The 25746-nt window shown below is 71.5% G+C and carries 20 protein-coding genes and 1 tRNA gene; 9 read left to right on the top strand and 12 right to left on the bottom strand.

What is annotated here, in order from left to right; translation table 11 throughout:
• Positions 1-311: 311 nt before the first annotated feature.
• On the bottom strand, positions 312-1298 hold the full coding sequence (locus HS041_RS22015; RefSeq protein ID WP_196442705.1) for a helix-turn-helix domain-containing protein: 987 nt from the start codon (positions 1296-1298) through the stop codon (positions 312-314).
• 149 nt (positions 1299-1447) lie between these two features.
• Here HS041_RS22015 and HS041_RS22020 point away from each other — a divergent pair, with 149 nt between their 5' ends.
• On the top strand, positions 1448-1930 hold the full coding sequence (locus HS041_RS22020) for a rhodanese-like domain-containing protein (protein WP_196442706.1): 483 nt from the start codon (positions 1448-1450) through the stop codon (positions 1928-1930).
• Positions 1931-2048: 118 nt separating this feature from the next.
• On the opposite strand, the gene HS041_RS22025 is transcribed toward HS041_RS22020, so the two are convergent.
• Entirely contained in the window at positions 2049-3836 is a 1788-nt protein-coding gene (locus HS041_RS22025) for an asparagine synthase-related protein (RefSeq protein ID WP_196442707.1), read from the bottom strand.
• Positions 3837-3900: 64 nt separating this feature from the next.
• Between HS041_RS22025 and HS041_RS22030 the strand changes: the two genes are divergently transcribed.
• The 4 genes from HS041_RS22030 (at position 3901) to HS041_RS39805 (ending at position 7533) form a co-directional block, all read left to right on the top strand.
• Positions 3901-4434: a TIGR03086 family metal-binding protein gene (locus HS041_RS22030; RefSeq protein ID WP_196442708.1), complete on the top strand. Its 534-nt coding sequence runs from the start codon at positions 3901-3903 to the stop codon at positions 4432-4434.
• Positions 4435-4534: 100 nt separating this feature from the next.
• A complete protein-coding gene (locus HS041_RS22035) occupies positions 4535-6046 on the top strand; it encodes a vWA domain-containing protein (RefSeq protein ID WP_196442709.1) in 1512 nt (503 codons plus the stop codon).
• Between the two features lie 82 nt (positions 6047-6128).
• Positions 6129-6201, top strand: a tRNA-Ala gene (locus HS041_RS22040).
• A 276-nt stretch (positions 6202-6477) separates the two neighbouring features.
• Complete coding sequence (locus HS041_RS39805) at positions 6478-7533, top strand: transposase domain-containing protein (protein WP_196442710.1); 1056 nt, start codon at positions 6478-6480, stop codon at positions 7531-7533.
• A gap of 60 nt (positions 7534-7593) precedes the next feature.
• Here the strand turns inward: HS041_RS39805 and HS041_RS22050 are convergent, their stop codons facing one another.
• Complete coding sequence (locus HS041_RS22050) at positions 7594-8289, bottom strand: hypothetical protein (RefSeq protein WP_196442711.1); 696 nt, start codon at positions 8287-8289, stop codon at positions 7594-7596.
• A gap of 707 nt (positions 8290-8996) precedes the next feature.
• Entirely contained in the window at positions 8997-9677 is a 681-nt protein-coding gene (locus HS041_RS22055) for a TetR/AcrR family transcriptional regulator (protein WP_196442712.1), read from the bottom strand.
• A 105-nt stretch (positions 9678-9782) separates the two neighbouring features.
• On the opposite strand from HS041_RS22055, the gene HS041_RS22060 reads away from it, so the two are divergent.
• Together HS041_RS22060 and HS041_RS22065 are read left to right on the top strand one after the other, a co-directional pair.
• A complete protein-coding gene (locus HS041_RS22060; protein ID WP_196442713.1) occupies positions 9783-10517 on the top strand; it encodes an NAD(P)-dependent oxidoreductase in 735 nt (244 codons plus the stop codon).
• 179 nt (positions 10518-10696) lie between these two features.
• Entirely contained in the window at positions 10697-11434 is a 738-nt protein-coding gene (locus tag HS041_RS22065) for a maleylpyruvate isomerase family mycothiol-dependent enzyme (protein ID WP_196442714.1), read from the top strand.
• A 73-nt stretch (positions 11435-11507) separates the two neighbouring features.
• Here the strand turns inward: HS041_RS22065 and HS041_RS22070 are convergent, their stop codons facing one another.
• From HS041_RS22070 to HS041_RS22080, 3 genes are all read right to left on the bottom strand, one after another.
• Complete coding sequence (locus tag HS041_RS22070) at positions 11508-13037, bottom strand: MFS transporter (protein WP_196442715.1); 1530 nt, start codon at positions 13035-13037, stop codon at positions 11508-11510.
• A gap of 31 nt (positions 13038-13068) precedes the next feature.
• Positions 13069-16377, bottom strand: coding sequence for an AfsR/SARP family transcriptional regulator (locus tag HS041_RS22075; RefSeq protein ID WP_196442716.1), 3309 nt, complete (start codon positions 16375-16377; stop codon positions 13069-13071).
• A gap of 105 nt (positions 16378-16482) precedes the next feature.
• Complete coding sequence (locus HS041_RS22080; RefSeq protein ID WP_196442717.1) at positions 16483-16875, bottom strand: DUF3224 domain-containing protein; 393 nt, start codon at positions 16873-16875, stop codon at positions 16483-16485.
• A 191-nt stretch (positions 16876-17066) separates the two neighbouring features.
• Here HS041_RS22080 and HS041_RS22085 point away from each other — a divergent pair, with 191 nt between their 5' ends.
• The gene (locus HS041_RS22085; protein WP_230879551.1) at positions 17067-17669 is read left to right on the top strand and encodes a TetR/AcrR family transcriptional regulator; all 603 of its coding nucleotides are present in this window, start codon (positions 17067-17069) and stop codon (positions 17667-17669) included.
• 73 nt (positions 17670-17742) lie between these two features.
• On the opposite strand, the gene HS041_RS22090 is transcribed toward HS041_RS22085, so the two are convergent.
• From HS041_RS22090 to HS041_RS22110, 5 genes are all read right to left on the bottom strand, one after another.
• Positions 17743-18777, bottom strand: coding sequence for an ABC transporter ATP-binding protein (locus HS041_RS22090; protein WP_196442718.1), 1035 nt, complete (start codon positions 18775-18777; stop codon positions 17743-17745).
• Positions 18774-19937 carry an ABC transporter ATP-binding protein gene (locus HS041_RS22095; RefSeq protein ID WP_196442719.1) on the bottom strand — a complete coding sequence of 388 codons (1164 nt, stop codon included), beginning with the start codon at positions 19935-19937 and terminating at the stop codon, positions 18774-18776. Before HS041_RS22095 ends, HS041_RS22090 begins: the two co-directional genes overlap by 4 nt.
• A complete protein-coding gene (locus tag HS041_RS22100; protein WP_196442720.1) occupies positions 19937-20920 on the bottom strand; it encodes an ABC transporter permease in 984 nt (327 codons plus the stop codon). Before HS041_RS22100 ends, HS041_RS22095 begins: the two co-directional genes overlap by 1 nt.
• 16 nt (positions 20921-20936) lie before the next feature.
• A complete protein-coding gene (locus tag HS041_RS22105) occupies positions 20937-22445 on the bottom strand; it encodes an ABC transporter permease (RefSeq protein WP_196442721.1) in 1509 nt (502 codons plus the stop codon).
• A gap of 140 nt (positions 22446-22585) precedes the next feature.
• Positions 22586-24289 carry an ABC transporter family substrate-binding protein gene (locus HS041_RS22110; protein ID WP_307845416.1) on the bottom strand — a complete coding sequence of 568 codons (1704 nt, stop codon included), beginning with the start codon at positions 24287-24289 and terminating at the stop codon, positions 22586-22588.
• A gap of 696 nt (positions 24290-24985) precedes the next feature.
• Here HS041_RS22110 and HS041_RS22115 point away from each other — a divergent pair.
• On the top strand, positions 24986-25684 hold the full coding sequence (locus HS041_RS22115; RefSeq protein WP_196442723.1) for an aminoacyl-tRNA hydrolase: 699 nt from the start codon (positions 24986-24988) through the stop codon (positions 25682-25684).
• Positions 25685-25746 lie beyond the last annotated feature (62 nt).

The following is a 25746-nucleotide window of genomic DNA, read 5'->3' on the forward strand; positions in this document are numbered from 1 at the left end:
GGCGGGTGTGCCGGTTGCCCGGTCGGTTCGGCGTCGTCGTGCGGTCCTCGGCGACACGGCGACACGGGGACACGGGGACACGGCGAGGCGGCGGCCACACGAAGACTTTAAGGAGTGTATGTCCTATTTGCGAAGTATCTTCCGGAGGTGGTGTGTTTGCTTGATGTTCGCTTCGTCCGGGCGAAGCCCGATTCGACAGGAAGCGATGAGGCGGGCGACGGCGGTGCCGGACCCGCCGCCGGGCACGGACGCAGCCGCGATGTCACGGCGCCTTGCGGATCTCGCGATCGGGGGCGGGCGCCCGTACGGCGTCACGCCGGAGGGCGGAAGGCCCTGCGGTAGGCCGACGGAGAGGTGTGCATCGCCCTGGTGAAGTGATGACGGAAGGTCACCGGACTGTCGAAGCCGACCGCGACGGCTATCTCCTCGACCGGCGCGGCGGTGGACTCCAGCAGGGGCAGGCTGGCCGCGACCCGCTGGGAGATCACCCAGCGCAGCGGGCTGGTCCCGGTCTGGCGGCCGAAGTGCCGGATGAAGGTGCGCTGCGACATGCGCGCGACCTCCGCCAGGCCGGCGACCGTGATGGGTTCGGAGAGGTGGCCGAGAGCCCAGGTCATCGCGGCGGCCACCGCGTCGTCGTCCGTCACCGGGGCGACCGCCGCCTGGATAAACTGGGCCTGCCCGCCGTCGCGGTGCGGCGGGATGACCAGTCTCCGCGCGACCGTGTTGGCCACCCCCGGCCCGTGGTCCTTGCGCACGAGATGGACCAGCAGGTCCAGCCCGGCCGCGCTGCCCGCGCTGGTCAGCACGTCGTCGCCGTCCACGTAGAGCACGTCGGGGTTCACCCGTACCCGGGGGAACCTCCGCTGGAGCAGTCCGGCGTACTTCCAGTGGGTCGTGGCCTCCCGGTCGTCCAGCAGCCCGGCGGCGGCCAGCGCGAACGCGCCCGAGCAGATCGAGACGATCCTCGCCCCCCGGTCGCGCGCCGCGCGCAGCGCCGCCACCACTGCGGCGGAGACCTCGCCCCGCACGTCCGGCACTCCCGGGACGATCACCGTGTCGGCGGCGGCCAGCACGTCGAGGCCGTGCCCGGCCCGCATGGTGAAGCCGCCGACGACCCGCAGGTCGGAGGGGGTCTCGGCGCACACCGCCAGCTCGTACCAGGGCACGTCCAGCTCGGGCCGGGGGATCCCGAAGATCTCCACCACGCATCCCAGCTCGAAGGGGGCCATCCCGTCGGAGGCCAGGACGGAGACGGTGCGACGGGTGCGCGGCAGGTCCGGAAACGGGAGCGGCATGGCGGGATCTTAGCGATAAGCGGCGTTCATGCCACTGTTGGCGGTCATCGGAGGGACGGCACCATTTCTCCTGTCACCGGTGATCACGCACGACCGGCCCGGCAGACCTGCCGGTCCCACCGGTCAACCCGACCGAAAGGCCACAGCAGATGTCCGCCACCACCGCTGCCGCCGTGTCCGCCGTCACCGCGGTCCCCGCCGCCGACAACGCCGCCGCGCTCGCCCACTTCACCGCCCGCCTGGCGTTCGAGACCGACGTCTCCGACGTCGCCGCCGACCTGGCCGCCGGCGTCCCGGGCATCGTCGTGGTCGACTCCCGCAGCCGGGAGAGCTGGGACCAGGGCCACATCGAGGGCGCCGTGCACCTGCCCACCGCCGAGATCGCCGCCCGCGCCGCGGAGGCGGTGCCCGCCGGGGCGACCGTGGTGACCTACTGCTGGGGCCCCGGCTGCAACGGCGCCACCCGCGCCGCCCTGGAGTTCGCCAGGCTCGGCCACCCGGTCAAGGAGATGCTGGGCGGCTTCGAGTACTGGGCCCGCGAGGGCTTCCCGGTCGCGACCGCGAGCGGGGTCTCCCGCTCTCCGGTCGACCCGCTGACCGCCCCCGTCTCCGGCGTCGCCTGCGCCTGCTGACCCGTTTTCCCGGTGCCTCCGGCGCCCGCAGAACGACCCGGTCAGCCGCAGGCGACGTCGGCAGGGGAGTCTCTCCCTCCCGGGGGACGCGCACGGTGAGCGGGGGCTCAGCCCGGGCTCACGACGGGATCGGGACGTGGACCGGTTCCAGGCCCTCGGGAGCCCGTCGTGCGCCCGGACCGGGGTGGACGCCGCTCAGCATGCAGGTCACCGTGTACAGGTGCCAGGCCGTACCCGGCTTCTTGACGACGGGATCGGCGAAGAGCCTGCGCACCTCGTCGGGCTTGACGACGGGGGTCAGCAGGTCGAGGTGGCCCAGGACGTGCTCACGGAGCACGGCGCTGAGCTCCTCGCCCGGGCTGGTCCGCCAGCTCCAGCCGCCGCCGGTCTTCGGCGCCGTCAGGAACTCCGGCCTGCGCTGCCAGGGACGGTATTCCCGGCCGGCGATGAAGCGCCACGGCCTGCCCTCGATCGGCACGTTCCGCAGCGGCGGGGCGAAGGCGGCGATGAGCTCGTAGATGACCTCCTCCGAGAGCCGCCAGGCCTGGTCGAGGCCGAGCGCCGCCCGGACCACCCGGTTGTCCAGGAACGGCCGGACGGGGTCACCCCGGCGCAGTGCGCCCGCCCGCGCGCTGGCCTGCCAGCGGCCGACCTTGTACCAGACGTACATGTGGTCGAGGGCCTCCATCGCGTCGGCCCGCTCCTGCCACGGCCGTGCCAGCTCCCGCGCGTGCTCGTTGGCGGCGTCGGTGAAGAGCGGGACGTCCTTCAGGAAGAACGTGGTGTCGATCCGCCGGCGCAGCGCCTTGGGGCTCAGGTCGCTCTGGAGGAGCAATAGGCTCCCGGCCCTCAGGGTCTCACCGCTCTGCCCGGACATGGTCGGCTTGGCGCTGTAGGGCAGGTAGCCGACGATCGACTCGTAGGCGGAGGTCATGCCCTCGCAGGCGCGCAGGGTCTCGTAGGCGCGCATCAGCGGGTGCTCCACCACGACCGCGTCCCTCTTCTCGGCGCGGGCCGGGGGGATCACGGTGTGCTCGACGCCGAGTGCGCCCGCGATCCGCCGGGCGAGCACCACGTCCGGATGGTCGTCGAGCCCGTTGGTCGTCGCCCGGAACGGCACCTTGGCGGCGTGCAGCAGGGCGGCCAGCACCCGGGTGTCCCGTCCGCCGGTCAACGCCAGGTTCACCGGCTCGCCCGCCTCGCGCAGCGGCGCGACGGTGGCCAGCAGCGCGTCGGCCACCTCCCCGATGAGCGCCTTCCTCCCCCTGCGCGAGGACGGCGGGGGCGCGGCGGCGGGCAGCGGGGTCTCGGTGATCGTACGGCGCCCGCCCCTGATGGTGATCGTCGCCGACGGCGGCAGCGCGGAGACGCCGGCGTAGGGCGTCTCGTCGGAGACGAAGAAGCCCTGGCGGATCATCGTCTGCAGGGCGAGGACGTCCCACTCGACCCGGTCGCCGCGGCACGCCAGGTGGACCAGGAGCGCCCGGCTGCCCACCACGTACAGCTCGGGGGTCTCGGCGTGGAAGACCGGGCAGACCCGGTTGATCGCGGTGGCGGCGGAAAGCTCGTCGCCGGTCGCGCGGAACACCGAGAAGCACCCGCCGACCGCGCCGGTGCGCGGCTCCGGAGCCTGGGCGAGCCGTTCCACCTCGGCCGGCTCGGCCAGGTGGCCGTTGATCCCGGTCACCCGGTCGGCACCGGTGACCAGCAGCGGGGGCCGCCGGGAGTCGTCGGGCTCGTTGGTCCACGCGAACAGGGAGACGCCCGGGCGGTGCCACTCGCGGCCCCTGATCACCTCGGGCGGGACCGGGAAGGACGCCTCGATCGCGCCCCTGACGGTGTGCAGCACCGCGGGCGGGATCTCCGTCCCGGGACGCCTGGCGGCCAGTCCGAGGTATACGCGCATGATCACGGATCATATGTCGCGTTTCTTCAGGACGACGGGGAGACGAAGGGGAATGATGGCCTTCATGAACGAGATGTTGTCGCGTGCGGCCGACCGCACGGTGAACGTGGTCCGCGGGATCCGGGACGACCAGCTCGGGCTGCCGACCCCCTGCATCGAGTACGACGTCCGGACCCTGGTCGGCCACCTGTCCTGGGTGGCGCTGCTGTTCGAGGCGCTGGCCCGCAAGGAGCCCATGCCGCCGGAGGACAACGAGCCGGATGCCTGCGAGAGCCGCGTCCGGGGCATGGTCTCGGCATGGTCGCACCAGGAGGCGTTCGAGGGCGAGAGTCCCACGATGGGGCTGCCCATGACGGTGGTGTTCCAGATGGCCCTGGGCGACCTGGTCTTCCACGGCTGGGACCTGGCCAGGGCCACCGGGCAGGACTACGAGGTGGACACCGAGACCGCTGAGGCCATGGCGGTCTACGCCGAGCAGATGGCGCCGATGGCGCGGCAGAACGGGGTCTTCGGCGACGAGGTCGCCGTGGCCGCGGACGCCCCGCCGTTCGACCGGGCGCTCGGGCTCAGCGGACGGGACCCCGGCTGGAAACCCTGATCACGCGCCGGGCACGGTTCGCGCTCGCTTGGGTCAAGCGCCCGGCCCGCGCGGAGGCGTCGTCGTCGTAGTGGGTGACCCCCACCCCACGGAGGCGACCATGAAGTCACGCCCGCTCGTCATCGCTCTCGCCGTCCTCGCCCTGCTGCTCGCCGCGGCCTGCGGAGGAGGGGACGGCGGGAGCACCAAGCCCGCGTCCGGCCAGATGAACCCGGACCGGGCGGCGCCGTCCCAGGCGCCCGCCCGGAGCGCGACCGGTCAGGAGCCGGAGGCGTCGGAGGAGACGGACACCGCCCGCGAGGACCGGGACACCTCCGCCGAGCAGATCTCCACCTTCGCCCTCGACGTGGACACCGCCTCCTACGGCTACGCCAGGCGGCTCCTCGGCGAGGGCCGGCTGCCCGACCCCGCCGGGGTCCGGCCGGAGGAGTTCGTCAACTCCTTCCGCCAGGACTACCGGGAGCCCGAGGGCGACGGCTTCGCCGTGCACGTCGACGGAGCCCGGACCGCCGAGAACGGCACCGCGCTGCTGCGCGTCGGCCTGCAGACCCGCCGGGAGGACCCGGAGACGCGCCGCCCGGCGAACCTGACCTTCGTGGTGGACGTGTCCGGTTCCATGGGCGAGCCCGGCCGGCTCGACCTGGTCAGGGAGGCCCTGCACAAGCTCGTCGACCAGCTGGGACCGGGGGACCGGATCTCGATCGTCGCCTTCAGCGACGAGGCGGAGACGGTCGTCTCCATGACCCCGGCGACGGACCGGGAGACGCTGCACGCGGCCGTCGAGCGGCTCGCCGTACAGGACTCCACCAACCTGGAGGCGGGGCTGACCACGGGGTACGCCGAGGCGTCCCGGGCGTTCCGGCCGGTGGCCACCAACCGGGTCGTCCTGCTCTCCGACGGTCTGGCCAACACCGGCGACACGAGCTGGCAGGGCATCCTGGACCGGGTCGAGGAGTCCGCCGGAAAGCAGATCACCCTCCTCTGCGTCGGCGTCGGCCGCGAGTACGGCGACCACCTGATGGAGCAGCTCGCCGACAACGGCGACGGCGCCGCGGTCTACGTCGGCTCGGTCGACGACGCCCGCAAGGTCTTCGTGGAGCAGCTCGCCACCACCCTCGACCTGCGGGCCCGCGACGCCAAGGCGCAGGTCGTGTTCAACCCCGAGGTCGTGGAGTCCTACCACCTCATCGGCTACGAGAACCGCACGCTGGCGGCCGGGGACTTCCGCGACGACGCCAAGGACGGCGGCGAGATCGGCCCCGGCCACTCGGTGACCGCCCTCTACCGCCTGCGGCTGCGCGGCGGGGCCTCCGGTCAGGTGGCCACCGCGACCGTGCGCTGGCAGGATCCCGACACCCGGCGGCCCGCCGAGACCAGCCGGTCCCTGGAGGCGGGGGAGCTGTCGGACTCTCCCTGGGAGGGGGCGTCACCGAGGTTCCAGGTGGACGTGGTGGCCGCGGCGTTCGCCGAGCATCTCCGCGGCCGCGAGCCGCTGGCCGGTGCGGGCGTCCGCGACCTCGCCGGGCACGCCGCCCGCCTGGCCGAAAGCACCGAGGACCCGATGGTGACCGAGCTGGCCGGTCTGATCAGACGGGCCGGGGATCTCGGTTAGCGTCCGGCGGTTACGGGGCGCGGCGCGATGTCCTATAGACTGGCGTGGTGCCGCCGGGTGAGAGCCCGGCGGTCCACGGCAAGGGGCTATGGCGCAGCTGGTAGCGCGCCTCCATGGCATGGAGGAGGTCTGGGGTTCGAATCCCCATAGCTCCACTTCGCGGCCGTTCCCGAGACGGCCTGAAGAGGATTGACGAGATCCCGTCCGATCGATCGATCGGACGGGATCTCGGTCGTTGCGGCCGGTGGAGCGCCGGCCCGCTCAGTACCCGCTGCGACGGACGCGCGGCGGGCAGCGCGGGCGACACTCAGATACGGGCGACACTCAGATTTCGCGCATTCCCGCCGCGGACTCCAGCGCACGCCGCCAAGAAATCAGGGATTCACCCGGTCGCTGCTTACCCCGGCACGCACACGGGCACGATCAGGGATGTGAGGACCCGGCCGGGTGAGGAACGGCTGGCGGACCACTTGTCGATCAGCGTTCTCACATCCGCCTTCCCGGTGTCCCTGCTCGACGAGGTGATACGGGCCAGCGGGTGCGCGGACAGGCGGCGACGAGCTTTGCCGGCCCATCTGACGATGTACTACGTCCTGGCGCTGTGCATGTTCCCCGACAGGAACTACGACCAGGTCATGCGCGTACTCCTGAACGGGCTCGCGTGGCGCTCCCGCAGGGCCCCCTGGTGGGAGGCGCCCAGCACATCGGCGATCAGCAGGGCCCGCGCGCGGCTCGGCGCGGAGCCCTTGCGGGCGCTTCTGCACCGGGTGGCCGTCCCCGCGTTCCGCGCCCATGACGTGGGCCTGGCCGGACTGCGGCCGGTCGCGATGGACGACATGATGCTGGCCGTACCGGGGACCCGTGACAATGCGGCGTTCGGCCGCCCGGACGGGGAGGGGCTTCTCCCCCGCGTCCGGGTCGTGGCGGTGGTGGAGAACGGGACCCACACGCTGGTGGACGCGACGTTCGCGGGCTCGGCGGTGGAGCGGCACACGCTGGCGGCGCGGGCGCTGCGCAGGCTGGGACCGGGCACACTGCTGCTGGCCCGGTTCGGTCCCGAGGGGTTCGGGCTGTGGCGCACGGCGGCGGCGACCGGCGCGCACCTGCTGTGGGGGATCGCCGGGGCCGACGGGCTCGCCTTGGAGCACCGCCTCGGGGACGGTTCGTATCTGGCATGGCCCGCCGCGACGGGAGGCGCACCCGTCAGAGTCGTTCCCCGGCCGGGCTCGGACTGGCTGGTCACGACGTTGACCGATCCAGGGCAGGCCCCCGCGGCCGAACTGTCGGCACGATACGCCGGGCGGTGGGACATGGCAGGTGCGATGGCCTGGGCCGTCCGGTGCGGTCCGGCGGCTGTGCTGCGCTCCAGGAGCGCCGAGACGGTGGCCCAGGAGGTGTGGGCGCTGCTCTGCGTCTACCAGGCGATGTGCGCGCTGGCACTGTGGACGGAGGGGTCGCAGCCGCTGTGGCCCGCCCCTCCCGCGTGAGGCGGGGAGGCGGGCCGATCCACCGGGTGGGGAGGGGCGGTACCGCTGCGGCGAACGCCGTCAGGAGGTGATGTGGAGCTTCTGGTCGTAGACGCCGGATCCGGCGACGGTCTCGCCGAGAAGCTGGAAGGTGGCGCTGTAGCTGGCCGTACCGGGGCACAGGAAGCTTCCGCTGACCTTGGAGAGACTCGAGTTGACGGCCCTGGCCTGCGCTTGGTTGACGGAGGCGTCGGGGCGGGCGGCGTTGTCGGCGTTGAAGCCGTCCAGGGTGATGCTGTCGGAGGCCCCCGATCCCCGGTAGACGCAGGTGATGGTGCCGAACCAGCCGGTGGTCGTCGAGGAGACCCTGACATTCGTGAGCGTCACCGTCGCGTCACGCCCACCGCTCACCGCGCCGTAGGTGACGTTCCCCCCGTTCCACGGCAGCCCCACCGCGCTCACGGTGGACTGGCCGCCGGCGCTGTTCGGGCACGCCGGTCCGGGGTTGTTGCTGAAGGAGAAGCCTGAGACGTTCAGGGCGGTGCCGTTCGACTGGACGGCGGCATCGATGTTGCCGGTGTTGCAGGTGGCGGTACCGAGCGAGGTGGAGACCGACACAGGCGCGATCAGCGTCGCCCGCACCTTGCCCGTGTAGGCGGCGCCCGCAGCGTTGTCCCTGTGGATCGTGGTGGTGGCCGCCCCGGCGGGGGCCGCGGTGAGGATTGGCGCCGTGACGGCGAGGAGGACGGCGGCAGTGAGATTCCTGAGGCGTTTCATCGGCCACTCCAATGCGATATGCCGGTTACTCCGAGAATAAAGACGAGTGCATTCTCCGTCAATATCGGAGAACTGAACCGAATGGCCATCGATCATATTCGGATTCACCTCCGGCGAATAATGTTGAGATAAGCGCTCTGTTGCGGAATCCCTGTCGCTTCTGGCTCGTTCCAGTCGGCCGCATCCGGCGGCCCGGAGGTCGCCGGAGCCCGCCCCCGCGGCCGACAGGCCGGGTGAAAGGCCATGACCTCCGCGGCACCCCGGGCGCCCCACCTCTCCGCGAGAGCGTCCGCCCTGTGAAAAGGGGCCAAGCGCCTGAGTCAACATCCTGGCCGGCGGGGCGGGAGATGCGCACGGGACCCGTCTTCTCCCGGCGTCTTGCGGCACTGCGGAAAGACGCCGGATGCGCCAGTCATGAGGGCCCGGCATTTTCCGCTCGCGGTCCCGGTGAAAAGGGCTTGAAGCTCCACCCGTAAAAAGGGGGCCAAGCGCCCGCTTACAAAAAAGCTCAGATTTTATCGTGCGCGAATGACAACAAAGGGAATGGCCTCCGCTTCGGATCTTGCGTACGGCGGCCGTACCGCCGGGCGCCGCGGCGAACGATCACTGGTCGTCCGGGAAGGCCGGAGCGGTTCACCTCCCGCAAGGGTGTCGGGCGGAACCCGGGCCGCGGGTCGCCTGTACGCCCCGGCTCGTCCGCTGACGGGTTACGGCCAGCTCTCGCGTCGTCGCTGCAGTCCGTCGAGGATCAGGTCGAGTCCGATGCCGAACTCCTCGGTGTACGCGTAGCCAGGTTTCAGGGCGTGGTCGGTGATCATCTCGGTGAGGTGCGGGAACTCGTCACGAGGCAGCTGCTTCAGGATCGAGTCCGCGGTGTCCTCGAGGCCGGCGGATGAGGTGAAGGGCAGGCTGAGCTCCTGGAGCGTGAACCCGTAGACGTAGCTGTCCAGCACCGAGAACGCGTGTGCCGCACCGGCGATCGAGAAGCCGCCCGACCGCAGGCGGCCGATGACCGCGTCGTGGTGGCGCAGAGTCGCATGGCCGGGGTTCTTCCGTGAGTCCATCAGGCTGATCGCCCACGGGTGGCGGATCAGCGCGCCGCGCATCGAGACCGCCCGCCGTCGCATCGAGGTCCGCCAGTCGACGTCGTCCGGCGGGAGCTCGATCTCGCCGAAGACGAGGTCGACCATGCCGTCGAGGATCAGGTCCTTGTTGCGGAAGTGGTGGTACAGCGACATGGCCTCGACTCCGAGCCGCTCGGCGAGCCTGCGCATGCTCGGCACGCCGGTGCCGGCCTCGTCCGCCAGGGCGACCGCCGTGCGAAGCACCGTCTCCTTGCTGAGCGTGGTGCGGCGGGGTGCGGGCCTGCCGGCTGTCTCCGCGGGCACGAGGTCCTCCTGTCTGGATTGCTTGGACGGCTTGACAACCTTACACCGCAAGGTTTTACCCTTACGGCGTAAGTGCAGAGACGGCGGCGAGCAGAGGAGAGGGGCATGGAACCCATCGGTCTCGACGGAGCGGGGAAGCCGGGCACGGGGAAGAGGATGTGCATCGTCGGCGCGTCCGGGAAGCTCGGGCGCTACATGGTGCAGCACGCATTGGACCGCGGGTACGAGGTCGTGGGCGTCTGCCGGGAGCGGAGCGTGAGCAAGCTCGCCGGGTTCGAGGGACGGATCACGGTGATCCCCGGAGCGACCGACGACCGTGCGGTCATCGCCCGGGCGGTGAGCGGATGCGACGCCGTGCTCACGGTGCTGGTGCCGTGGGGGATGAACCACTACGCCTCCGGTACGGCCCAGGCCGTGCTCGACCACGCGCCTCCGGACGCCCGTCTGGTGTTCTCCTGCGGCTGGCACATCACCCGCGATGGGAAGGACGTGTACACCTGGAAGTTCAAGGCGTTCGCGGCCGTGTTCGGGCGACTGGCCAAGCTCGTCCGCGTCGTGGACGTCGACGACCAGGTGGAGGCGTGCCGGAGGATCTTCGCCAGTGACGCCCGCTGGACGGTCGTGCGTGGCAGCGACCTGGAGGAGGGTGAGGGCCAGGGCCTGCCGGTGTGGAGCCGGCACGTGGGCGACCCTGTCCTCGCGAGCAACATGACCCGTCGCGTGGACTACGCCCGTTTCATGGTCGAAGCGGTGGAGAACGACGCCCTCGTCCAAGAGGCCCCGGCCATCGTCGGCCGGCTGACCCCGTCGGCCCTCGCCCACGCCGCCGGTCCGGCGTGAGCGGCCGGTCAAGCACGTCGGCCAGATGGCCGCCGCCGCGATTGGGTACGCGGCTGACCGCCCGCGGCCGGTGGAGAAGGGCGCGGGCGGAGCACGCCTTCACCGGCTGGTCCGGCACGCTCAGCTGAGTGGTCACGGGCGCCGTTCCGGTGGAGGGATGTGGGGGTATCACCTCTAGCATGAACGAAAAATCGGACATATTGTCACATATCAACCCCTTCGATCTCTTCGACACGGAGGCGGAGCGCCTGGACCGTCACTTCTCACGTCTCGGCGCCGAGGACTGGAACCGGCCCTCCCGGTGTGCCGGCTGGTCGGTGCGCGACGTCCTGGCCCACCTCGCGGGGGAGGAGATGTACAACCACGCCTGCCTGGACGACGACATCGACGGGTTCTTCGCGAGGCTGGAGCACGAAGGAATCCAGGGCGGCGTGGCCGGCTTCAACGACTGGTGCGTACGGCGCCGCCGGAACCGGCCCGTGGAGGACGTGCTCGCCGAGTGGCGCCAGGGCAACGGCGAGACCCGCCGCCGCATGCGCGCCCTCGGCCGCGACGCGCTGCTGCCGACCTCGGCCGGGCCGTACCCGGTGGGCCTGCAGGCTTTCCACTACGCCTCCGAATACGCCACCCACGCCGACGACGTGGGCGCGCCCGTGGGGGCCGGCGAGTTCGACCGCCGGATCTGGTGGCGGGCCGAGGTGGGCGTGTTCGCGCTCGCCGAACAGCATCCGGAGGTCCAGGTCGAGGTGACCGCCGAGCGGATCTGGGTGTGCGCGCGGGGGACGAGCGCGCAGGTGCCCGCCCCGGTGTTCGTCGAGGCCACGGTCGGCCGGCTGCCGGCCGGCCACCCGCTCGACCGGATGCTCGACGACGGGCTCGACCACGAGCTCAGAGCCGAGCTCCGCTGCCTGGCCTGACCGGAGGAGACGGACCGCCCGCGGGCCGGTGGGCGGAGCCCCTGCCCTTTTTCCGGACGTCTTCCGGCCGGGCTCACGCGTGGCTGAGCTCGGCGACGTCGTCGGAGAGCTCCTTCGGCACGCCCCGCAGCGCGTAGAGCGCGGCCACCGCGAGCACCAGCAGGACGCCCGCGCCGGTGAGCACGGTCGCCTGCATGCTCTCGACGAACGCCTGGCGGGCGGCCCCGGCGACGGCGGGGGCGAGGTCCGCGGGGAGCTCCGCGGCGATGCGCAGGGCGTCACCCAGAGTGTCGCGTACCTGCTCAGCGGTTCCGGCGGGAAGGCCGGCGGGGAGGACGAGGCGGGCGGCGTAGGCGCTGTTCAGCACGGTGCCGAGTACGGCGATGCCCAGGGCGCCGCCCATCTCGTGGGCGGTCTCGGAGATCGCGGCGGCGGCTCCGGCCCGCTCCCGGGGCGCGGTGGCGATGATGGTGTCGTTGACCACGGCGAAGGTCAGCCCGATGCCCGTGCTGGTGACGATCATGGCGACGACCAGGTAGGCGTAGTTGAGGTCCAGGCCGACCTGGCTGTAGAGGGCGAACCCCACGGCGGCCAGGGCCATGCCGAGCGCGACCGTCTGGGCGCGGCCCCGGCGCATGACCAGCGGGCCCGCGACCGACCCGCCGACGGCCGCCCCCACCCCGCCCGGCAGCCCCGCCAGACCCGCGACCAGCGGGGACCAGCCCAGGACGAGCTGGAAGTACTGGGCGAAGACGAGCGACATCGCGAGCATCGCGAACATGGCCACGAGCGCGGAGCCGACCGAAGCGGAGAAGGCGCGGTTGCCGAAGAGCCGGACATCGATGAGCGGCTCGGCGAGCCGGGTCTGCCGCCGGACGAACACGGCGAGGGCGACGACGCCGAGCGCGGCCGCGACGACCACCGGGATCCGGCCGACGCCCCCGTGGGCGGCCTCCTTCAGCGCGTAGATGACCGCGATCACGCCGACGACGGACAGCGGCACGCTCACCAGGTCGATCCGGCCCGGATTCGGGTTGCGCGACTCGGGCAGCACGGCGGTACCGGCCAGGAGGATCACCGCGACCACCGGCACGTTGATGAGGAAGACCGACCCCCACCAGAACTCGTTCAGCAGCGCGCCGCCCACCACGGGGCCCAGCGCGAAACCCGCCGCGCCGATGCTGCTCCAGATGCCGACCGCGGTGGTCCTCTCCTTGGCGTCGGTGAACACGTTGCGGATCAACGAGAGCGTCGAGGGCATGATGGTGGCGCCGGCCACGCCGAGCAGCGCCCTGGCCGCGATGAGCAGCTCGGGGCTGGGCGCGTAGGCCGTCAGCAGGGAGGCGGCGCCGAACGCGGCCGTTCCGGTCAGCAGCAGCCGCCGTCGGCCGATCCGGTCTCCCAGGTTGCCCATGGTCACCAGCAGCCCGGCCAGCGCGAAGCCGTACACGTCGGCGATCCACAGCAGCTGGGACCCCGACGGGTCCATGTCCTCGACCAGCTTGGGGGTGGCCAGGTGCAGCACGGTCAGGTCGATGGAGAGCAGCAGCATGGCCAGGCACGCGATCACCAGCGTGCCCCACTTGCGGGAGTCGTTTCTCATGGCACCCAGCGTCGGCGGCGGCGCTGACGGCTCACTCACCGAGCGCTGACAGCTGCTCGCCGATGACGGTCAGCGCCGCCTGCGGCGAGCCGAGGATGGCGGGCCTGGGCGGCCGGGCGAGCAGGGTGCCGCGCGCGTGGGCCGCCGCGTAGGCGGCCTCGCCGATCCCGGCGCGGCACCACGCGCTCACCCGGGCCACGTCGGGGTCCCCGGCGAGGACCGTCCCGCGCAGCGCCGTGCCGATCCCGAGCAGCAGGGCCGCCCGCTCGCCGTCCCCCTCCAGCATCGCGACCCCGGCCAGGCCCTCGGCGATCCGGGCCGTCACGGGGAGGTGGCGGTGGTCGAGCGCGGCTGCGAGCGCCCGGCGGTACCAGGAGAGGGCCTCGGCTGCGTCGCCCTCGGCCACGGCGATCCAGCCGAGCGCGACGTGGACGAGCACCCGCGTCTGGCCGGCATCGAACCACCCCGCCGAGCACTCCGTGAGCGCCGCCTCGCACAGGCGGCGCGCCTCGTCCAGCTCGCCGTGGAACCGGGCGATCTCGCCCAGTCCGAGTCGCGCGCCCGCCACCAGCTCCCAGGCGCCCGCCCGGTGCCCGAGCTCGGCCACCCGCTCGTAGTCGTCGCGGGCCCCCGCCAGGTCCCCGTCCCGCGTCCTGCCGTCGGCGCGGCGCCGGAGCAACTCGGCCACATCGACGGTGGCGCCGAGCTGTTCGGCCAGGCCGAGCGCTTCGTCGGTCAGCGCCGCGGCCCTGGCCCGGTCCCCCCGCCAGTCGGCGAGGTCGGCCATCCCGGAGAGCGTCTGAGCCAGGCCCCAGCGGTCACCGAGGGACCGGAAGTCCGCGAGAGCGAGGGCGAAGTAATCCTCGGCCTCCACCGGCTTGCCGTCGAACAACTGGAAGTATCCCCAGCCGAAGAGGCTGATCGCCCGCAGCCAGGGCTCCGGCTCCAGCTCTTCCCAGCGGCGCATCATCTCCAGGCCGGTGTCCCGGTCCGGCGGGCCGGCGACCATCGCCCACAGGACGCTGGTGAACGGCTGGCGGGGCATGGAGTCGCGATGTTCCATGATCTTCCGGGTGGCCTCCAGATGCGCCTCCAGCTCGGGGCCGGAGCCGCCGCCCGCGGCGACGGTCATCACGCACAGCGCGTACTCGTCGGTGAGACCGGCGGGCGGCTCGTGGCCGATCACCCCCAGCAGCTCGCGGGCCTGTGCGGCGCCTTCGCTGCGCAGCCCGCGCAGCCACCAGTAGGGCGTCAGCGCGGCGAGCAGGCGCAGCGCCTCCCCGGTGTCCCCGCCCCTGGCGGCCCGGCGCAGTGCGGCGTGCAGGTTGTCGCGTTCGGCGTCCAGCCGGGCCAGCCACTCCAGCTGCCCGGCGCGGCGCAGGTGCGGATCGGCGGTCTCGGCGAGGTCGAGGTAGTGGTCGAGGTGGGCGCGGCGCAGCCGTTCGGCCTCGCCCGCCTCGGCCAGCCGTTCGGCGCAGAAGGCCCGGATCGTCTCCAGCATCCGGTAGCGGCCGCCGGCCATCTCCACCAGGGACTTGTCGACCAGGGAGGCCAGGACGCCGTCGGTGTCGCCCACCGCGCAGACCCGCTCGGCCGCCTGCAGGGTGGCGCCGCCGGTGAAGACCGTCAGCCGCCGGGCCAGCGTGCGTTCCCGCTCGTCCAGCAGCTCCCAGCTCCACTCCACCACCGCGCGCAGCGTCCGGTGCCGGGGCTGGGCGGTCCGGCTGCCGCGCGACAGCAACGCGAAGCGGTCGTCCAGGCGGGCGGCGACCTCGGCGACCGTCAGGGAGCGCAGCCGGGCCGCGGCCAGCTCGATGGCCAGCGGCAGGCCGTCCAGGGCCCGGCAGATGCGCGTCACGGCCGCGACGGTGGTCTCCTGCGAGGCGAAGTCGGCGGCGAAGTCCGGCCGGACGGCCGCGGCCCGGTCGGCGAACAACCGCACCGCCGGCGAATCGGCCGCAGGCGCGCCCGGAGAGGGGAGCGCCAGGGGAGGGACGGGATGCAGACTCTCGCCGGTGATGCCGAGCGCCTCCCTGCTGGTGGCCAGGACCCGCAGCCCCGGGCAGGCGCCCAGCAGCCGGCCGGCCAGGCCCGCGGCGGCCTCCACCACGTGCTCGCAGTTGTCCAGCACCAGCAGGACCTCCCGGCCGGCGAGCGCCGCGACCAGTCTGCCCACCGGATCGGGGGCGACCGGCTGCGTGCCCGGTCCCGCCAGCACGCCGGTCTCGCGGACGCCGAGGGCGCCGAGCACCGCCTGCGGCAGCTCCGCCCCGCCGCCGAGTGGCGCCAGCTCCACGAAACAGCTGTCACCGGGGCGGTTCCCGGCGATCTCTGCGGCCAGGCGGGTCTTGCCGGTGCCTCCGGGACCGGTGAGCGTGACCAGCCGGCCCCGGGCGAGCAGCGCCGTGATCCGCTCCAGCTCCTCCGCCCGCCCGACCAGCGAGGTGAGCGGGACGGGCGCTCCTCGCAGGGAGGGCGGGGGCGCGGGGTCCGCCGGGGCCCCCGAGACCGATGCCGAGACCGACGCCGAGACCGACGTCGGGGCCGCCGCAGTGACCGGGGCCTCCAGGGAGGGGTCGGCCCGCAGGATCGCGAGGTGGATGCGGGCCAGCTCGGCGGAGGGGTCGGCGCCCAGTTCCTCGGCGAGCCGCCGCCGGCAGTCGTCGAAGACGGCGAGTGCGTCGGCCTGCCGGCCGGAACCGTACAGCGCTCGCATGAGCTGCCCGGCGAGCCGCTCCCTCAGCGGGTGTGCCGTCAGCAGCTCCCGCAGCTCCGAGACGAGGCCGCGGTAGCCGCCGAGCGCCAGCACGGCCTCCGCGTGGTCCTCCGCAGAGGTGACGCGCAGTTCCTCCAGTCGTGCGGCCTGCGCCGCGGCGAAGGGCGCCTCGCCGACGTCCGCCAGGGCCGGGCCGCGCCAGAGGCCGAGCGCCTCACGCAGGGTGTGTGCGGCCCGGGAGTGGTCTCCCGCGGTGAGGGCGGCGCGGCCCTCGGCGGCCAGCCGCTCGAAGCGGTGGGCGTCGACGTGCCCGGGGTCGACGGCGAGCAGGTAGCCCGCCGGGTGGTGCACGACGAGCTCTCCCGCGATGGGCCTCCCGTCGCCCTCCTCGCCGCCCCTGTCACCGAGGAGGCGGCGCAGCCGGGAGACCTGTGCCTGGAGCGCGCCCGCGGGGCCGCTCGGCGGGGCGTCGCCGTACAGGCCGCCGACGAGCCGCTCGGTGCTGACCACCCGGCCCGCGTCCAGGAGCAGCAGGGCCAGCAGGGCGCGCAGCCTCGGCCCGCCGACCACGACCCGCCGGTCGCCGAGCCGGACCTCCGTGGACCCCAGGACACCGAACCACATGGGTGGATTGTCTCAGGTGTCCGGGATCTTTAGGGATGGACGCCGGACGGGCACCCGGTACCGGACTCGTGAGGGCTCAGGTCTGCGGATCCAACCGGGAGGAGGTCAACCGAGTTCGTAGTCGAGGTGGAAGGAGTGGTGGCCCTCGTCGTTGACGATCTGGCCGCCGCCCCGGATGCCGGTGAGCTCTCCGGTGCCGGAGGCGGGGAGGATCGTCCAGCTCAAGGACGACTCCCCGGCGTGGCTGGTGGCCGTGTGGTGGAGCACGAAGGTGCCCTCGCGGCCGTGGACGGTGCCGGTGAAGCGCTCGAAGCCCGCGTAGGCCGCCGAGTCCTCGGCCTGGCCCACGGCGGTGATGATGTCGGTGGTGCTGGCGCCCTCCAGGTCGCCGTGGAAGGTCTTGGTGACGTGGACGCGGGTGAGCGTGGCACCCTCGCGTTCGTCGTAGGGCTGGGGCTCCCAGCCGTCGATGGTGAAGGTGCCGGTGGCGCGGGGCATGCGGGGTCCTCTCGGGTCGTTCCGTGCGGTCCGTTCCTCCCTGTCGTACCTCCCATACCTGTCATTTCGCGTCAGGTACGGTCACGATCCCGGTGGAGGGCGTCCGTCAAGCATGCCCGGACCCTTTAAGGCGAAATCGATCGCATTAATATGTTCATGCTGGCAGCATTCCTACACGACTGGAGCCGACTTTGCCCGAAACGCCGATCAGACGGCCCGGCGGACGCAGTGCCCGGGTCCGTACGGCCGTGCTCGACGCGACCTTGGCGGAGCTGACGAGCGAGGGCTACGACGGGCTGACGGCGGACGGCGTGGCGGGCCGGTCGGGGGTGCACAAGGCGACGCTGTACCGCAGGTGGGGCGGGGTGGACGGGCTCGTCGCGGACGTGCTCTCGCGCGCCGCCGAACAGCCGTGGCAGGTGCCCGACACCGGCTCGCTCCGCGACGACCTGCACGCGATCACCCGGATGATCTACACCGGCTTCACCGGTCCGGACGGCGGCGCCACCCCCCGCAACCTGATCCTCGCCGCGCTCCGCTCCCCGCAGGGCCGCGAGGCACTGACCGGCTTCTTCGAGGCCCACCACGGGCTGGCCGCCGAGACGGTGGCCCGGGCGGTCGAGCGTGGCGAGGTACCGGAGGGCACGGATGCGGTCGACGTCGTGCGGGCCGCCTGCGCGCCGCTGTACTACCGGCTGTTCATCACCGGCGAGATCCTCGACGAGCCCGCCGTCCGCCGTGCCGCCGAGGCCGCGCTGGCCGCCGCCAGGGCCGGGGCGTTCGCGCCGCCGTGAGGCGCGCCCCGGAGCCCCGACAACGGAGGCGAGCCGTACGGAAACTCCCGTACGGCTCGCCTCCGTGCGCGGGTCAGCGGGTGACGACCTCGGCGAAGTGGCAGGCCACGGGGTGGCCGTTGCCCCGGTCGACGAGCGCGGGTTCCTCGACGGCGCAGATCTCCTGAGCCTTCCAGCAGCGGGTGCGGAAACGGCAGCCGCTCGGCGGGTTCAGCGGGCTGGGCACGTCGCCGGTGAGGATGACGCGCTCGCGGGCGCGCTCCTCCTTCGGGTTGGCCGTGGGGGCGGCCGACAGCAGCGCCTGCGTGTAGGGGTGGGCGGGGCGGTCGTAGAGATCGTCCCGGGGGCCGGTCTCGACGACCTTGCCGAGGTACATCACCGCGACCCGGTCGGAGATGTGGCGGACCACCGACAGGTCGTGGGCGATGAACACGTACGCCAGGCCCAGCCGCTCCTGCAGGTCCTCCAGCAGGTTCACCACGCCCGCCTGGACCGAGACGTCCAGCGCGGAGACCGGTTCGTCCAGGATCAGCAGCTTCGGCTCCAGCGCCAGGGCGCGGGCGATGCCGACGCGCTGGCGCTGGCCGCCGGAGAACTCGTGCGGGTAGCGGTTGCCGTGCTCGGGGCTGAGACCGACCAGGCGCAGCAGCTCGGCGACCCGGTCCGGGCCGTTGTTCTTCCACAGGTCGTGGACCTTCAGCGGCTCGGCGATGATGTCGTTGACCGGCAGCTTCGGGTTGAGCGAGGCGTAGGGGTCCTGGAAGACGATCTGCATGTCCCGCCGGACCGGCCGCATCTCCTTGGCGGAGAGCCCGATGAGTTCCTTGCCCTGGAACCGCACCGAGCCCGAGGTCGGTTTGTGGAGCTGGAGGATCGCCCGGCCCGTCGTCGACTTGCCGCAGCCGGACTCGCCCACCACGCCGAGGGTCTCGCCCTCGTCCACGTGCATGGACACCCCGCTGACGGCCTGGACGTGGGCCACCACCCGGCGCAGGAAACCGCCGCCGCGGACCGGGAAGTTCATCACCAGGTCCTGGACTTTGAGCAGGTGGTCGCCCGTGTCCGGCTCCCGCTGGGGCGCGGGCGTCTCCTGGGTCTGCACACTCATGCCACGGTCTCGCTCTCGGTACGGAAGAACTCGGTCGGGTCCTCGGCCGCGGCCAGCCGGTCCCAGTGGTGGCAGGCCGCGAAGTGCCCACCGCTGTCGGTCTCGGCCAGCGGCGGCTCCTCGGTCCGGCAGATGTCCGTGGCGAGCGGGCAGCGCGGGGAGAAGGGGCAGCCGGTCGGCATGTTGATCAGCGACGGCGGCGTGCCCTTGATCGGGCGGAGCCGGGCCGAACCGCTGTTCTTGTCCAGCGACGGGATCGAACCGAGCAGGCCCGCGGTGTACGGCATGCGCGGTTCCTCGAAGACCGGGTCGGTCTCGCCGAGCTCGACGGGGCGCCCGGCGTACATGACCAGGACCCGGTGGGCCATGCCCGCGATGACGCCCAGGTCGTGCGTGATGAGCACGATGGCGGCGTTGACCGCGTCCTTGACCTCCAGGAGCTTCTCCAGGATCTGCGCCTGGACGGTCACGTCGAGGGCCGTGGTCGGCTCGTCGGCGATGATCACGTCCGGGTTGTTGATGACCGCCATGGCGATCATCGCGCGCTGGCGCATGCCGCCGGAGAACTCGTGCGGGTAGCTGCGCAGCCGCGACTCGGCCTGCGGGATGCCGACCAGGTCGAGCATCTCCCGGGCCCGGGCCAGCGCGGTCTTGCGGGGCATCAGCTCGTGGGCGAGCACGGCCTCGGCGAGCTGGTCGCCGATCGTGTGCACCGGGTTCAGCGCCGTCATCGGGTCCTGGAAGACCATCGCGAGCTTGCGGCCGCGCAGGCCCCGCTGCTTGCGGGGCGACATCTTCAGCATGTCGTCGCCGCGGAACAGGATCCGGCCCTTGATCCGGGCGCTCCTGGGCAGCAGGCCCATGACCGCCAGGGAGGAGACGGACTTACCCGAGCCGGACTCGCCGACGATGCCCAGCACCTCGCGCTCGCGCACGGTGTAGGAGACGCCGCGGACCGCGTGGACCACGCCGTCCTCGGTGGGGAACTCCACGGTGAGGTTCTCGACCCGGAGGATCTCCTCCTGCGAGGGCGGGCGCACGGCGTCCAGGGTCAGGCCGACGTGCACCTCCTCGGCGGAGTCGACGACGTGGGAGGCGTTGTCGTAGATGTGCGGGTCGATCGCGTGGGGCTCGATCGGCACGTTCGGGGGAGTCGTCATTAGGCACGCACCCGGGTCTGTCGGGGGTCGAAGGCGTCACGCAGGCCGTCGCCGATGAAGTTGATGGACAGGGCGATGGCAATGATGAAGATACCCGGCCACCAGAACAGCCACGGACGGACCGTCATCGCGCTGCGGTAGTTGTTGATCAGCTGGCCGAGGGAGGTGTCCGGCGGCTGGATGCCGAAGCCGAGGAACGACAGGGCCGACTCCAGAAGCACCGCGCTGGCGACGGAGAGCGTCGCGGCGACGATGATCACGCCGACGGTGTTCGGCAGGATGTGCCGGAAGATGATCCGCTGGGCCGAGGTGCCGGCCGCGCGGGCGGCCTCGACGAACTCCTTCTCGCGCAGTGAGAGGAACTCGCCGCGGACCAGGCGGCCCAGGGTCGGCCAGAGCACCAGGCCGAGGAAGAGCCCGAGGGCGACGGCGCCGCTCTTGCCCGTCATCTGGCCGACCACGGCGGCGATGATGATGACCGGGATGGTGATCATCACGTCGGTGAGGCGCATCAGCGTGGCCTCCGCCCCGCCGCGGAAGTAGCCCGCCACGGCGCCGACCACGGTGCCGACGGTGGTGGCGACGACGCCGACGATGAGCGCCACGATGAGCGACTGCTGGGCGCCGCGCATGGTCAGCGCGAAGTAGTCGATGCCGAGGTTGTCCTGGCCGAAGGGGTGCTCGCCGAGGTGGAGACCGTCCCCGCCGAGGAACTGCGGGACCACGCTGAGCGTCGGCCTGCCCTGGTTCACCAGGGCGCCGGTGCCGAGGTAACTCTTGTCCCACCAGCCGGGGACGCCGAGGAAGCCGATGGAGCTGAACGCCAGGATGACCACGAAGCCGAAGATGATCATCCCGGCGAGGGCGGCACGGTGCCGGAAGAAGCGGCGGCGGACCATCTGACCCTGGGTCCGGGCGACGATCGTCATGCCCTGGGGGTCGGTGGAGGCGCCAGGCCCCTTTGCCTGCGCATTGAGCGTCATGAGTGGTTCTCCGATTTCAGGACAGCCGGATGCGCGGGTCGAGGTAGGCGTAGAGGATGTCGGCGATCATGTTGAAGACGACGATCGCGGTCCCCGTGACGATGAAGAACGCCATGACCGGCATGGGGTCGACCTGGTCGAGGGCGGTGATGAACATCTTGCCCATGCCCTCCCAGCCGAAGACGGTCTCGGTGACGACCGCGCCGCCGATCACGCCGGCGAAGTCGACGGCCATCAACGTGGTGATCGGGATGAGCCCGTTGCGGAAGGCGTGCTTGACCACGACGGTCCGCTCCGGCAGGCCCTTGGCGCGGGCGGTGCGCACGTAGTCCTGGTTCATGACCTCCAGCATGCTCGCCCGGCTGTATCGCGTGTAGGTCGCCAGCGAGATCAGGATGAGCGCCATGCTCGGCAGCAGCAGGTGGCTGGCCGAGTCCAGGTTCATCTGCCAGAAGTTGCCCTCGAAGTTGGGGGTGCGTGCGCCGATCGTCGAGATCGGGCGGCCGCGCACGGCGGCGCTGTAGTCGTTGAACGCCTGGAGCATGCGGTCCACGAAGATGACGCCGCCGGTGAACAGGCCGGTCAGCACCGCGGCGCTGACCGCCTGGCGGCGCTGGAGGCCGCCGAGGGCGTAGCCCAGGCCGGCGCAGACCGCGACCGTCACCAGGGCCAGGCCGAAGATCTCCAGCCAGGTCGGGTCGGAGAGCACGGGGGTGAGCACCTCGGAGGCGAGCGCGCCGATCACGGCGGCGCCGAGGGCGGCGTAGAGCGGGCCGCGCGGGTTCAGCCCGGCCGACAGGACCGTGAAGCCCACCGCGGCGGCGAGGGAGATGGCGAGCAGCAGGGGAAGGCCGAAGCCGGGGTCGGCGAACCAGCGGGTCACCGACAGCAGCGTGAACAGCGCGCCGGTGACGGCGAGGCCCACGGCGAAGGAGAGCAGGCGGCGCCTGCGGTCCCCGGTGGTGAGAGCGCCGAAGACCAGGCCGCCGAGCAGGGCGAGGGCGCCGATGACCGTCGGCGGGATGCTCGGGTCCTTCAGCCAGTTGTTGAACTCGATGGCCATGTACTGCTTGAGCATCACCGCGACCCAGAAGACCGGGAGCGAGAAGCAGATGAAGGCGGCGAAGGTGACGCTGTAGTCGAAGCCGCTGTACTGGCGGAGCGCCGAGACGATGCCGATGACGATGCCGATGATGATGGCCATCACGGTGGCGGCGACGACGAGCTGGAGGGTGGCCGACAACGCGTCGCCCAGCATGACCCCGACGTCGTGGCCGTCGCGGTTGACGCCCAGGTCACCGCGGACGACGTTGCCCAGCCAGCTCAGGTAGCGGACGGGGAGCGGGTCGTCGAGCTGCATGCGCTCGGTGCGGTCCGCGATCTTGGCGGCGCGGTTCGGGCTGTTGTCCTGGCGGAGGTCTTCCAACGGGTCGCCCGAGAGCGCCGTGAGAACGAACATGATGACGGTGGCCGCCAGGAGGACGAAGAACGAGATGACCAGTCTCCGCGCGATGAAGACGATCATTCGTCACCTCCTGTTGTGTGAGGGACTGTAGGTGCGGACCAGGGCCGGGACCAGAGGGCTTGTGCTCCTCCGGCCCCGGCCCTGGGGTGGTGGGTGTTCCGTCAACCGCACGCGCGGTTATAGGACTTAGGCCAAGCGGACTACGCGGCGCTCCACTTGTCCATGTTCCAGGTGATGGTGGACTGAGCCGGGTTGGGGATCACGTTCTGCACGGTCTCGTCCCACGCGCTCAGGCCCGGGTGCTGGAACAGCGGGATCGTGGCCAGGTCCGCCCAGAGGATCTTCTCGATCTCGGCCAGGATCGGGTCCTGAGCGGCCACGTCGACGGTCGCGTTGAGCTTCTTCACGAGCTCGTCGATCTTCTTGTTGGAGTAGCAGCCGTTGTTGTTGCCCTTGCTCTCACCGTCGCACTTCGTGGGCGTGGTGTAGGTGGAGCCCCAGCCGCTGACCAGCGAGGAGCCGGCCCAGGCGAACAGCGCCACGTCGAAGTTGCCGGCGGGCATCACGGTGCCGAAGAAGTCCTCGGAACCGCCGTCGACGACCTTGAAGCCGGCCTTGTCGCAGGAGTCCTTGATCAGCTGGACCTCGGAGGTACGGCGCGGGTTCGGGGTCTGGTAGCCGATCTTGACCTCGAGACCGGTCTTGCCGGCCTTCTCCAGGATCGCCTTGGCGCCCTCGATGTCCTGCTGGGCGTAGGCGCCCGGACCGCCGCTGGCCTGCACGACGGCGGCGTGGTTGCTCTGGAACGGGGCGACGTTGCGGATGTCGAGGGTCTTGGCCTCGGGCGCGACCGGCTTGATCAGGTTGTCCACGATGAGCTGCCGGGGCACGCACTTGGCGAAGGCCTCACGCAGCGCCTTGTCCTTGAACTCGCTGGAGTCGAAGTTGAAGTCCAGGTGCTCGTAGGTGTACTGGGTGGTGTTGTTGACCTTCACACCCTCCAGCGCCTTGAGCTGGTTCAGAACGTCCGGGCCGGGCTGCGGCTCGATGATCTGGACCTCGCGGTTCTGCAGCGCCTGGGCCTGCTCGTCCAGGGCGATGAAGCGCTCGACGATGGTCGGGGTCGCCGCCGGCGTGCCCCACCACTTGTCGTTGGCGACGAAGGTCAGCGACTGGCCGGCGTCCAGCTTCGAGAGCTTGTACGGGCCGGAGGCCGGGATGAGGTCGGCCGCGGGCAGCGCGCCCTCGGCGATCCAGCCGTCGTTGAAGAACTTGGCGGCCTTCTCGAGCTTCTTCTTGTCGGTGGCCTTGACCGCGGCGATGAACTCGTCCTCGCTCAGGCCGCCCTGCTTGGCGACGATGTGGGCCGGCAGGAGCTCGGTGGCGCCGGGGCCGTTGGCGTGCCAGTCGGCGAAGGGCTTGTTGTAGACGAAGGTGAACTTCTTCTCGCCCTTGTTGCACTCGGGCAGCTTGACGTCCTCGACACCGGTGGTGCCGGCGGTGGAGAAGGCGGGCAGCTTGCCGGACTTGTAGGCCCAGAACAGCAGGGCGTCGTCACAGTCGATCGGCGTGCCGTCCGACCAGACCGCCTTGTCGTTGAAGGTGTACTCGACGGTCAGCGGGCTGTCGGAGGTCTTCTCGTAGGAGCCGAAGTCCTTGTCCGGCGTGATCTCGCCGTTCTCGCCGTAGAACCAGAAACCGGCCAGCACGCGCTGGAGCGGACCGTTGTTGCGGGTGGCGTTCTCTGCGGCGGTGTTGCCGTTGTAGGAGTGGAACTCCTGCTCGTAGGCATAGGTGATCGTCGAGGCCGCGGGAGCGGAGGCGGAGGCCGAGCCCGATGCCTCGGGCTTGTTCGCAGAGTCCTCGCCCGCGCAGGCGCTCAGCAGGAGTGCACCTCCTGCCACTACAGCTAGAAACTTGCCAGATGTCCGCGTGTGGAACACGGCAGCACTCCTTAGTTATCCGGTTTGAGGTCAGCCGCCAGCTATGTCGAACAAAGCTGAGCACCGCAACTCTCTTCTGGACAAGTAGGACGACAGGGGTGTTGCAGACCTGAGACCGGCAGCGCCCCAACCTGTAACAAACTCGGGCGTGAAGCCTGAAACACCGCAATAGGTGAGGATCAGGAAAAACGTAACGTTTGCCCGAATCGTCCCAGTATATGAGATGACAGAGAGTAGTCTACCAGGGTCTCGGGAAGGTGATCTTTCCCGTTTGGCTGGATGCTTTCCTGTTTGCGGGCCTGGCGAGGGTGTGGATTGGCGATGACTCTCCGTGTCCTTCGCCCCGCATCCGCTCTTGCCGGTCGCCGATGATCGGAGGGCTCCCGTCACGGGGCCTGCCGACGCGGGGATGCCGAGAGGGGGAGGGGTCTGACGTGGAATTCCTCCGCCTCGCGGGGAGGCAGGAGAGAGGGTGGACGGTGAAGTCGTGCCTTATGTATCATTTTTGTGGCAAGTTTACGACTTGTAGCCTTTTCTGTCGCCTCTATCCCTTGTTGTCCGTTCCTTGCTTGATGCGGCGGGTCTCGCCCGGTCCGCCTGCCTCCGGGCCCGCCCGCCGGTGACGACCGCCGTCTCCGGGAAGGCATTCTTGGAGGCGTGACAGATCAGAAGGTGCTTCCCCTGGTGGTCCGGGTGGAGCGGGCGGCCCCGCCGGAGCGGAGCGACGCGCTGGAGGCGTCCGCCCTGGCCGTGCTGGCGTTGCTCGACGACCCCCGGGCGTCGGAGGGCGGCGAATGGGCCGAGGCGGTGCGGAGCTGGGAGGCCGTCGGGATCAGGAAGGTCGTACGGCGGGCGCGCGGGGCCGAGTGGCGCAGGGCGGTGGACCTGCCCGGCATCACGGTCGCGCACCGCACCGCCGAGGTCCGCGTCCACCCGCCGGTCCCGCTGGACGCCTGGCCCCGGGACCTGGCCAGGCTCCAGGTCTCCGGGACCGATCTGGACGACCCGGCCGAGCCCGGCCCGCCGGCCGGTGACGACGTGGTGCTCTGGCTCAATCCCGGCCTGTCCATGTCGGCGGGCAAGGCCATGGCCCAGGCGGGCCACGCGGCCCAGCTCGCCTGGTGGGGCAGTGACGGCGCCGCCCGGGCGCACTGGCGGGATCGGCGGTTCGCGCTCGCCGTACGGACCGCCGGACCGGAGCGGTGGGCCGAGCTGTCCGGCGCGGGTCTGCCGATGGTGCGCGACGCCGGGTTCACCGAGATCGAGCCCGGCTCGTGCACGGTCGTGGCGGACGCCCCGTGGCTGCGCCGGGGCGGCTTCCGCCCGGCGGGCTCCGGACCGCTCAGATCGCCCTGACCTCGTGCGAAGAGGAAAGAGGAAGCCACTCGTTCCCGAAGTGTGATGGGTATCCCGCACAC

Origin of the sequence: Planomonospora sp. ID67723 (genome assembly GCF_015711605.1) — a bacterium.
Classification (GTDB): Bacteria; Actinomycetota; Actinomycetes; order Streptosporangiales; family Streptosporangiaceae; genus Planomonospora_A.